The sequence below is a fragment of the Flammeovirga sp. EKP202 genome (genome assembly GCF_014534745.1).
Taxonomy (GTDB): Bacteria; Bacteroidota; Bacteroidia; order Cytophagales; family Flammeovirgaceae; genus Flammeovirga.
The window spans coordinates 1-7,239 of record NZ_JACVVP010000102.1 but is presented as its reverse complement, the minus strand read 5'-3'; the positions used below and the strand labels follow the sequence as shown (position 1 = coordinate 7,239).

General features: G+C 33.9%; 5 protein-coding genes. 1 reads left to right on the top strand and 4 read right to left on the bottom strand.

Features of this window, described 5'->3' with window-relative positions; translation table 11 throughout:
• The first annotated feature begins 37 nt into the window (after positions 1-37).
• Positions 38-1,033, top strand: a complete 996-nt coding sequence (locus tag IC221_RS29015) for a DUF1624 domain-containing protein (protein WP_188172283.1) — start codon at positions 38-40, stop codon at positions 1,031-1,033.
• Between the two features lie 50 nt (positions 1,034-1,083).
• On the opposite strand, the gene IC221_RS29010 is transcribed toward IC221_RS29015, so the two are convergent.
• The 4 genes from IC221_RS29010 to IC221_RS28995 all read right to left on the bottom strand — a co-directional run bounded on the left by IC221_RS29010 (position 1,084) and on the right by IC221_RS28995 (position 7,047).
• Positions 1,084-2,541 carry a TolC family protein gene (locus IC221_RS29010; protein ID WP_188172282.1) on the bottom strand — a complete coding sequence of 486 codons (1,458 nt, stop codon included), beginning with the start codon at positions 2,539-2,541 and terminating at the stop codon, positions 1,084-1,086.
• Positions 2,542-2,567: 26 nt separating this feature from the next.
• Positions 2,568-3,815 carry an efflux RND transporter periplasmic adaptor subunit gene (locus IC221_RS29005; RefSeq protein WP_188172281.1) on the bottom strand — a complete coding sequence of 416 codons (1,248 nt, stop codon included), beginning with the start codon at positions 3,813-3,815 and terminating at the stop codon, positions 2,568-2,570.
• Between the two features lie 207 nt (positions 3,816-4,022).
• Positions 4,023-5,450, bottom strand: a complete 1,428-nt coding sequence (locus tag IC221_RS29000; RefSeq protein ID WP_188172280.1) for a DUF5723 family protein — start codon at positions 5,448-5,450, stop codon at positions 4,023-4,025.
• The gene (locus tag IC221_RS28995) at positions 5,440-7,047 is read right to left on the bottom strand and encodes a hypothetical protein (RefSeq protein WP_188172279.1); all 1,608 of its coding nucleotides are present in this window, start codon (positions 7,045-7,047) and stop codon (positions 5,440-5,442) included. The genes IC221_RS29000 and IC221_RS28995 overlap by 11 nt, the downstream gene beginning before the upstream one ends.
• Positions 7,048-7,239 lie beyond the last annotated feature (192 nt).

Sequence of the window (7,239 nt, the reverse complement as noted above, 5' to 3'; positions counted from 1 at the left end):
GCATAGTAAATAATCATTATGTTATAAGTTAAACATAATGATTATTTATTCAAATCTTAGTTTTGCGACAGCCCCTCCTGTATTTGTTTTCTTGACAGGATTATCGGCTTGGTTATATGCTCATCCTAGAGGGAAATCGCCTCGATCAGCTAGTGGTTTCTTATGGAAAAGAGGACTTTTTCTGATTCTCATTGAAGTCACATTGATTAATTTTTCTTGGTTTGGAAATTATCAAACGCTCTATTTACAAGTGATTTGGGCTATTGGTGCGAGTATGATTAGTCTTGCATTCTTGAGCAAGTTGAATCATAAGTGGGTTGGAGTAATAGGCTTTTTGATTGTTTTTGGCCACAATATGTTGACCTCAATTCATATCAATGAAGATCAGATTGGTTATACATTATGGACCATTTTATATCAGAGAGGTTTTATTCTTCCAAATGATTTTATTGCTATTAAAGCTTCTTATCCTGTTTTACCTTGGATTGGAGTTATTCTGTTGGGGTATTTCACTGGACCTCTTTTTGGTGAGAAATTCAATTCTGAGGCTAGACTGAGAACTTTAGTGAAGATTGGTTTGAGTTGTTTGGGTTTATTGCTAGTGATAAGAGGATTTAATATTTATGGAGAGACATTGTCTTGGGAAATAAAAGATACTTTCATACAGTCTGTGATGTCATTTCTGAACTTTAAAAAGTATCCTCCTTCGTTAGATTTCATTCTTTTGACTATTGGGATAGGATGTTTCTTGCTTTATCTTTTTGAGAAAGTACAAAACCGCTTTACTGAATTTCTGAGAACTTATGGATCAGCACCCATGTTTTTCTACGTACTCCACCTTTATATACTTTTAGTAGCCTATAAAATCTTAGTGAATAGTTTTGGAACAAACCAAGGGGAGTACTTTGGTTTTGATTACCTCTGGCAGATTTGGTTATGTACGATTGCACTTTCTATGGTTTTGTATTTTCCTACAAAGAAGTTTTCTGAGTATAAAAGGAAAAGTACCTCTAAGTGGATTAAGTATTTCTAATAATAGAATTTCTATTTTAAGGATAATCCAGATTTAGATTATCCTTAAAATTACTGTAGTACATACCTAATATTCTCTTCCCCTTCAAAATCATACAACGTTATGGTTCTCAATTGATAATAACTTACCCAGTAAGATTTTAAAGTATTGATATAAGCATTTTTTGCCTGGTCTTTTTCATCAGTTGACCAAACCAATTCACGAATACTGATATCTCCCAATTCATAGCGTTGTAAAGCAATAGAGTATTTTTTCTGAGCAACTTCATCTGCTTTTTGAATGTAATTCACCTGTTCTGCCATCGTTTCCAGTTGCTCACTGGCGTTGATGACTTCCCTTTGGAAATCCAATTTATCTTGTTCGATTTGAGCTTGTGTCAATTCATAACTTGTTACAGCCGAATTGATTCTAGCTTTTGCTCTTCCCCAATCCAAAATCGGAACGGCCAATGTCACATTGAATTGTTGTGATTGAATATTATTGCTGTAAGCCTGGCTGATATCGTTGGATTGATTGCTTAAGCCAAATGCGACTTCAACATTAGCTTGGAATCGGTTATCTCGTTTAGCTTTTGCAATTTGACTTTCACCCTCTACCGTTCTTCTCTGATAATTGATAAAGTCTTTACGGTTTCTTTTGGCAAATTCCCATGCTTTATCGGTATTAATTTGACTAAGGTTAAAATGAGCAGGAACTAATAATTGAATATCAATCTCATTATAAGAGTCTACTTGTAAGTAATTTAATAATGCTCTCATCGCTGTTCTATAACTTAAGTTAGCCGATGCATAAGTTTGCTCTGCCGAGATTACGTTTAGTTCTACTTGTAATACTTCACTTTCAGAAGCTCTGCCCAATTCCTTTTTTGCCTTTGTGATTTTTACTATTTTTTGATTGTCTTCCACGTTTTGAAGTGCAATGTTACTATTCAATTGTGACACAAGAGCATCAAAATAAAATTGAGTGGTTTGAACTGCAATCCATTCCATGTCCTCTATAAATTGCTTTTCGGCTTCTTGAAGTTGTAGAGGAGCCAATTTTTTTTGCCATTTCAATTGGTTGTATTGAAAAAGGGGTTGGTTGTATCCAATGTAAAAAGGCTGTGCCTGATATTGATGTACTTCACTCTGAAAATCATCAAATCGGTTAAGTTGGCTACCTATGAAAACAGAACCTCCTGTTGCTGCAATTTGTTGAGTTAAATTCAATTGCATATTAATGTTATTTTGTTCTACAGCTTGGTACACAACACTTCCATCTGGCTGAGTAATCGGATTGTAATTTTTTCCATAAGAAGTAGGTGTTCCTTGTAACACCATTTGAGGTCTTAAGTCTGTTTGAAAGGATTTAAAATTTGCCCTTTCAATCTCTAATGTTTTTCCTGCAATCTGAACATAATTGGAATTGGCTTGTGCGAGGTCGATCGCCTGTTTGAGGCTTAAAACTTTTTGACCCAATAAAGTGGAAGATATTAATAGTAATACCCCTAATAATGATAGCTTTTTCATGATTGTTTCTTCGTTGAGATCAAAAATTATTTAATTTCAATATGCGGTGAGTTGATAAATTTATCTGTAGGGGAGATGATGATGGAATCGCCTTCTTGAACATTGCTTTTTAGTTCCACCCATACAGAGTTTCTAAATCCGGTTTGTACCGTTACTTTTTCTGCACTACCATTATGAATCACAAATAATTGCTCGTTCTTTATGCCTTTGAATGCTCCTCTGTTTTTTACTCTCAATACATTTTCATGTTGTTCTCTGATGATTGAAAGGTCAACAATCATATCTGGACGAAGTAGATCTAAATCTTTTTGCTCGTGAATTTGTACTAAAACTGTGATCATTCCATTGTCAGAAGAGGGAGAAATACTTGTGACATTTCCAGTATAAGAAGCCTTTGAAGTTTTAGCGATCACGTCCATTCCAATAGAAAGAGAAGCGACATATTGTTCTGACACTTTTCCACGGATTCTAAACTGATCCATATTGGCTACTCTAGCCAAAACCTCACCTTCTGTAATTGAAGCACCTACTTTATCTTTGATAAAAGTGATGACTCCGTCCATTCCAGTTTTTGTCTTTGCTTTTTCTAATTTTCTTTCTTGTTCTTGAATGCTTTTAAGTTGAATAGAAAGTGAAAGCTCTAATGATTTGATTTCTTGAAGAATACCTTGTTCCTTAATTTTTAAATCATGGTTTAATTGCTCTTGTTTTAATTTTTCTACTTCTAATAATGTTTTTGCTTGTTTTACTTTTTCCTCAGTGGAACCACCAATCGACAATAATTTTGTTTCACTTTTTAATGCTTCTTCTCTGCTTTTTAATTGAAGAGCATTGATTTGTGTTTCCTTTTTTAAATTAAAAAGTTCTTTGTTGAGTCTTAGTTTTTCTTTGTTGATTTCGACACGTTTCATTTCAGCCTCATCTTTCATTGACGAAAGTTTATTTTCAGCTTCTGCTACATTAATTTGAAGAATTGATTCATTGGCTTTGACATTATCACCTATACCTTTATATGTGGCCTCAATAAATGATGAAAATGGAGATGTAATTGCTTTTTGAAGCGTAGGCTCTATTTTTCCACTTCCAGAAATAGTCAATGCAACATTTCCCTTTTCAACAATTCCAATGGAAATATCTCTTCGGTCAATTTTCTTTGTTAAATAACCATTGACTAAATAAAGTAGACCTAATCCAAAAACGACGGCAGTACCAATCTTAAAGTATTGCTTCTTTTTATCCTTTTTCTTTTCCTCTTTTGTAATTATTCTGTCCATTTTGATGCTTTTTAATGTGATACACCATTATTAATGAAAAGAATAAGCCGTTAATGTGTTTGTTGTTGTAAATGAGGTGTTTAGGGGTTTGTTTTTGATTTTTAGAGAAATATAGAATGTGTTTTTAAGTGACAGAGTGCTCCATAATGACGCACTTTGAAGTAAATGTTGAGAAAAGAGAAATGATTTTGTGTTTATAATGATCTTTTAATCATGCCATTCCATAATCTGACTTGCTCTCGTTTGTCTTTTATTGAGGTAATTTTGTTTGACATAGCCAAAGTTCAAATTCACCCCAAATCGAATACCTAAGGATTGAGAGTCTTTCCAATTGGTAATATTTTTAACGAGATCATCTGATATCGCATATACTTTTATACCAGGGAAACCAATACTGAGTGCACCACCCACACGTGAAATTCCACTTTTGTCAGCAGTATAGTTGATACCAATCCCTAAAAAATCAGCAAATCTTTTATTTGCACTAATGGAAAAACGAGGATTAAAATAATCTTCTATATAACTAAAGCCGATCGTGCAACCAATGATAAACTTATGGCCTAAATCAATACTTCCTGCAAGGTTGGCATACATTGGTAGGGTCGTGATATAAGAACTTTGATCACTATTTTCCATTTCATGAAAATCAAACAAACTGACCAAAGAATCATATTGAGGATTTGGGGTATCAAGGTTTTCATTATTGAAAACATCTTGTGGGTTTGACCCCGTAAGCACCATAGTGTTATAATCTTCGGCACCAAGTCTATAGTCTTGTCTAGAGTTACTCCATATAATTTGACCGATGTTGGTAGCAGCTAGTTCTAATAATACTTTATCCGTTAACTGAAAAGTTAATCCAAGGTCAATTGCATAACCATTTCCTGCACCACCCGCTAAATAAGAACCGAGTTCAGCGGAAGTAATCTCTTTGTTTGATGTCAATAATTTATTGAAACCAGCACTTCTAATCGGAGCATCTCCCATAGAAACCGTGATAGGATAGTTGGCTGCATCTTCTGTTTTTAATGTGATTTGGGCATTTTTCATGTTGATATTCATCAAACCAGAAAGATATTTTACATTGACCCCAAATGTCCAACGGTCTTTGATATTATAATTAAAACCAAAGCCGTATTCTCGATAGTGACTTAAGTTAAAAGAAGGAGCGATATTGAATTCTTTATTAAGGTTGTCAGGGTGAGCAGTTCCTTTTGCAAATAATTCTCCGACATCCTCTTCAATTTGCATTACACTAGATATTCTTTCTCTTACAAATAGACTGATACTAATTTTATCTGAAGTGATGGTTAATCCTACCAAATCAACTACGGCGGTTGATTCCATTACATTTTGATCCTGCAGTTTTTCAAAGAACTTTTCCAAATCAATATTGTTCCCGTCTAAATCTTCTGTGAAAATATTGTTGTATGAAAAAGTGGTCGATTCTGCATTCATATAAACCGAAGGTAACACCACTGATGTTTTATAAACGCTCTTATGTGCAGGGTTTAATTGCAAGGACTGAGGCATGTCTTTCATAAAGTAAAGCATGGTTTCCTGTTGTCCTAAACAAGTCAGCGCACTTAACAAAAGTACACTTAGAGTAATATATTTCTTAAAATTATAAATCATCAGGAGATAGCGTTATGGAAGCAAAAATACCCGCTTTAAGTAGTAGGCGTTGCCCTGGAAGGAAAGGTACAATTTTTCCATCAGGTGTACTAAACCTCCCTTCTATATATATGTATTTTGCATCAACTAATCTTTGAGCATCTTCTTTTGTAATTCTGAAAGTACTTTGTAATGTGGTAGGGGCAACCACCTGATTATTGGCATCAATAGTGGCTGATTTCATAAACACAAAATCATTTTGATTCATTTCTGAACTTAAATCAATCTGATAAGGAGCCTCGTCGTCAATCGCATCTTTGGTGTAGATGGATAACACACCACTCATTGGGAAGTGATTTTCTACCCCAAGACGTATCGTGGCAGAGTCAATGCTATTTATACTTTCTTGAAAATCTTGTACTCTGAGTATTGAAGTAGAAAAGGTGACATTATCCATTCCTATTTCGAAAGGTATCTTAGCAATAAACTGTTCCTTTATATAAGAGTCATCTTCTACATAATAATCAATTCCCTTCCTCATCTGAATTTGAAAGTCACCTCTCATTATCAATTTATTGGGTTTGACATCTAAGGCAGCTTCAGGTTTTAAGAAAGTAAGTGTGTCTATTTTTTCGTTCAATTGATTTCGTGGTCTCCCAATTTCAGAGGATGAAAATACAATAGGGACAAGTGAGTCATCAATAGAACTTTGAGCTAAAACTTCAATATTTCCAGCAAAAATATCCAACCCAAATGTATTATAGGAAACAATATCCAACTGAAATTCTGATAAAGTGACACTACCACCTTCTAATGAATTTTCAAAGATATTGATGTCCATCGATTTCTCAGCGATAGGAATATCAAGATCAATATCTACAAAGGGAGTGAAATGTAAACCACCTACTTCATTAATTTGAATACCTTGATTGGGTGATGGTGCCACTGTATAAGGAGCATTTTGTCCACTTACCGCATTTTTTAGACGTAATGCAGTGCTGATACCAGAAGAAGTATTTACTTCTGAATTGATGATTTCTAATTTTAGTTCAGTACTAACATTGGGTTGCATAAGGAACCCTGCCTGATCAAGGATGGTGGTGTCGTTACTGTTGTTGTATTGAATGAGTTCAATCGAAAAAAAAGATAAAACATCTGCTTTATTGATAAATGAAGCAATGAATTCACCTTTTGCTACTTCTAATAAATTTACATCAAAAAAGGGATTGACGGTGGTAACAGGAATAATAACTTCTTTATTGAGAATGATGTTTTCAAAGGAAGCAAGTAGAGGAACAGAGAGCCCTGTTTGTAATTTAAAAGACGGATCATTCAAAATATCCTTTCCAGTGATGAGCGGCTTAATGGTGTCTTTTTGAGCTTGCGTCTCCCAAGATTTATATTCCAAATACCAAGGGGTAGCATCAGTATGTAAGCTTGAGCGATCCAAACTGTCTAACAAATCCACCAGTTCTACATTACCGTCCAATAAAGGAATAGCAATTGACTTTGATTCCAGAGGTTTAATTCCTACATCATTAAAATCACTAGGATTAAAACCGCAAGAAATTAGACACAATGTTATAAACAGTACATTTAAGAGTGCTAGAAGCTTCATATTAAAAAAATAGTTGAATGATCAATTTAAGCTTTTTTTTACATTTATCAATTTTAAAAAATGAAGGTAGAATCATCAATTTTTATACATGCATCTTTTGTGATCGTCAAATTTATCATAGAAGCTATTTAAAAATAGATCTTAATATTTCGTATTGCATTTAGAAATAAAAGTCTGAAAGGAGATATTTAA

Excerpts from the sequence above, each read along its gene's own strand:
- IC221_RS29015 (WP_188172283.1), top strand. The coding sequence starts at position 38 with ATGATTATTTATTCAAATCTTAGTTTTGCGACAGCCCCTCCTGTATTT.
- IC221_RS29010 (WP_188172282.1), bottom strand. The coding sequence starts at position 2,541 with ATGAAAAAGCTATCATTATTAGGGGTATTACTATTAATATCTTCCACT.
- IC221_RS29005 (WP_188172281.1), bottom strand. The coding sequence starts at position 3,815 with ATGGACAGAATAATTACAAAAGAGGAAAAGAAAAAGGATAAAAAGAAG.
- IC221_RS29000 (WP_188172280.1), bottom strand. The coding sequence starts at position 5,450 with ATGATTTATAATTTTAAGAAATATATTACTCTAAGTGTACTTTTGTTA.
- IC221_RS28995 (WP_188172279.1), bottom strand. The coding sequence starts at position 7,047 with ATGAAGCTTCTAGCACTCTTAAATGTACTGTTTATAACATTGTGTCTA.